This window comes from Shewanella inventionis (assembly GCF_014641855.1).
GTDB lineage: Bacteria > Pseudomonadota > Gammaproteobacteria > Enterobacterales > Shewanellaceae > Shewanella > Shewanella inventionis.
The window spans coordinates 1-2,952 of the sequence record NZ_BMII01000086.1; the positions used below are offsets into that span (position 1 = coordinate 1).

Annotated in this window: 1 rRNA gene; it reads left to right on the forward strand. The window is 50.1% G+C overall.

What is annotated here, in order from left to right:
• Positions 1 to 158: 158 nt before the first annotated feature.
• Positions 159 to 2,952 (forward strand): 23S ribosomal RNA (locus IEW93_RS21600); the annotation flags it as partial.

Genomic DNA, 2,952 nt, shown 5'->3' on the forward strand with positions numbered 1-2,952 from the left:
TATAAGGTGGTGTATTAAACATTGAGTTCTCAAAACACTGTTTAAGTGTCTTGAATATTCTAAAACTAAGGCGATTTCGTGTGCGAAAGTGCATGAATTATCAAAGTAAAAACCAGCTAGTTGCAATATAGCTCAAGTGAAACTCATTTGGGTTGTATGGTTAAGTGACTAAGCGTATACGGTGGATGCCTTGGCAGTCAGAGGCGATGAAGGACGTAGTAACTTGCGAAAAGCGTTGGCGAGCTAGTAACAAGCATTTGAGCTAACGATGTCCGAATGGGGGAACCCACTCACATAAGTGAGTATCTTAACGTGAATACATAGCGTTAAGAGGCAAACCTGGGGAACTGAAACATCTAAGTACCCAGAGGAAAAGAAATCAACCGAGATTCCCCTAGTAGCGGCGAGCGAACGGGGATTAGCCCTTAAGTCTATGGGGTGTTAGTGGAATGTGTTGGAAAGCACAGCGGCACAGGGTGATAGCCCCGTACATGAAAACTAACCATAGATGAAAACGAGTAAGGCGGGACACGTGACATCCTGTTTGAATATGGGGGGACCATCCTCCAAGGCTAAATACTCCTGACTGACCGATAGTGAACCAGTACCGTGAGGGAAAGGCGAAAAGAACCCCTGTGAGGGGAGTGAAATAGAACCTGAAACCGTATACGTACAAGCAGTGGGAGCGGTACTTGAGACCGTGACTGCGTACCTTTTGTATAATGGGTCAGCGACTTACGTTTTGTAGCGAGGTTAAGCGAATAGCGGAGCCGTAGGGAAACCGAGTGTTAACTGCGCGTTTAGTTGCAAGGCGTAGACCCGAAACCCGGTGATCTAGCCATGGGCAGGTTGAAGGTTGAGTAACATCAACTGGAGGACCGAACCGACTTATGTTGAAAAATGAGCGGATGACTTGTGGCTGGGGGTGAAAGGCCAATCAAACCGGGAGATATCTGGTTCTCCTCGAAAGCTATTTAGGTAGCGCCTCGAGCGAATACCATTGGGGGTAGAGCACTGTTAAGGCTAGGGGGTCATCCCGACTTACCAACCCTTTGCAAACTCCGAATACCAATGAGTACTACTCGGGAGACAGACGGCGGGTGCTAACGTCCGTCGTCAAAAGGGAAACAACCCAGACCGTCAGCTAAGGTCCCAAAGTGTATGTTAAGTGGGAAACGATGTGGGAAGGCTTAGACAGCTAGGATGTTGGCTTAGAAGCAGCCATCATTTAAAGAAAGCGTAATAGCTCACTAGTCGAGTCGGCCTGCGCGGAAGATTTAACGGGGCTAAACATACCACCGAAGCTACGGGTGCATTTCATTAGAAGTGCGCGGTAGAGGAGCGTTCTGTAAGCGGTTGAAGGTGAAGGGGTAACCCACACTGGACGTATCAGAAGTGCGAATGCTGACATGAGTAACGATAAAGGGAGTGAAAAACTCCCTCGCCGAAAGACCAAGGGTTCCTGTCCAACGTTAATCGGGGCAGGGTGAGTCGACCCCTAAGGTGAGGCCGAAAGGCGTAATCGATGGGAAACAGATTAATATTTCTGTACTTCTGCTAACTGCGATGGAGAGACGGAGAAGGCTAGGCTAGCGCGGCGTTGGTAGTCCGCGTTTAAGGTGGTAGGTAGATTTCTTAGGCAAATCCGGGAAATCACTCTTTAATGAGTAATGCCGAGAGCTGATGACGAGTCACTAAGGTGATGAAGTAGTTGATGCCATGCTTCCAGGAAAATCTTCTAAGCTTCAGGTTAGTAGAAATCGTACCCCAAACCGACACAGGTGGTCGGGTAGAGAATACCAAGGCGCTTGAGAGAACTCGGCTGAAGGAACTAGGCAAAATGGTACCGTAACTTCGGGAGAAGGTACGCTCCTGGCGGTGATGAGACTTGCTCTCTAAGCTGCTGGGAGTCGCAGATACCAGGTGGCTGCAACTGTTTATCAAAAACACAGCACTGTGCAAAATCGCAAGATGACGTATACGGTGTGACGCCTGCCCGGTGCCGGAAGGTTAATTGATTGGGTTATCGCAAGAGAAGCTCATGATCGAAGCCCCGGTAAACGGCGGCCGTAACTATAACGGTCCTAAGGTAGCGAAATTCCTTGTCGGGTAAGTTCCGACCTGCACGAATGGCGTAATGATGGCCACGCTGTCTCCAGCCGAGACTCAGTGAAGTTGAAATTGCGGTGAAGATGCCGTATACCCGCGGCTAGACGGAAAGACCCCGTGAACCTTTACTATAGCTTGGCACTGAACATTGAACCTACATGTGTAGGATAGGTGGGAGACTTTGAAGCTTGGACGCTAGTCTGAGTGGAGTCGTCCTTGAAATACCACCCTTGTAGTTTTGATGTTCTAACCTGGACCCCTTATCGGGGTTAGGGACAGTGCCTGGTGGGTAGTTTGACTGGGGCGGTCTCCTCCCAAAGAGTAACGGAGGAGCACGAAGGTTGGCTAAGTACGGTCGGACATCGTACGGTTAGTGCAATGGCATAAGCCAGCTTAACTGCGAGACATACACGTCGAGCAGGTACGAAAGTAGGTCATAGTGATCCGGTGGTTCTGAATGGAAGGGCCATCGCTCAACGGATAAAAGGTACTCCGGGGATAACAGGCTGATACCGCCCAAGAGTTCATATCGACGGCGGTGTTTGGCACCTCGATGTCGGCTCATCACATCCTGGGGCTGAAGTCGGTCCCAAGGGTATGGCTGTTCGCCATTTAAAGTGGTACGCGAGCTGGGTTCAGAACGTCGTGAGACAGTTCGGTCCCTATCTGCCGTGGGCGTTGGATGATTGAAGGGAGCTGCTCCTAGTACGAGAGGACCGGAGTGGACGAACCGCTGGTGTTCGGGTTGTTATGCCAATAGCATTGCCCGGTAGCTACGTTCGGAATCGATAACCGCTGAAAGCATCTAAGCGGGAAGCGAGCCCTAAGATGAGTCATCCCTAG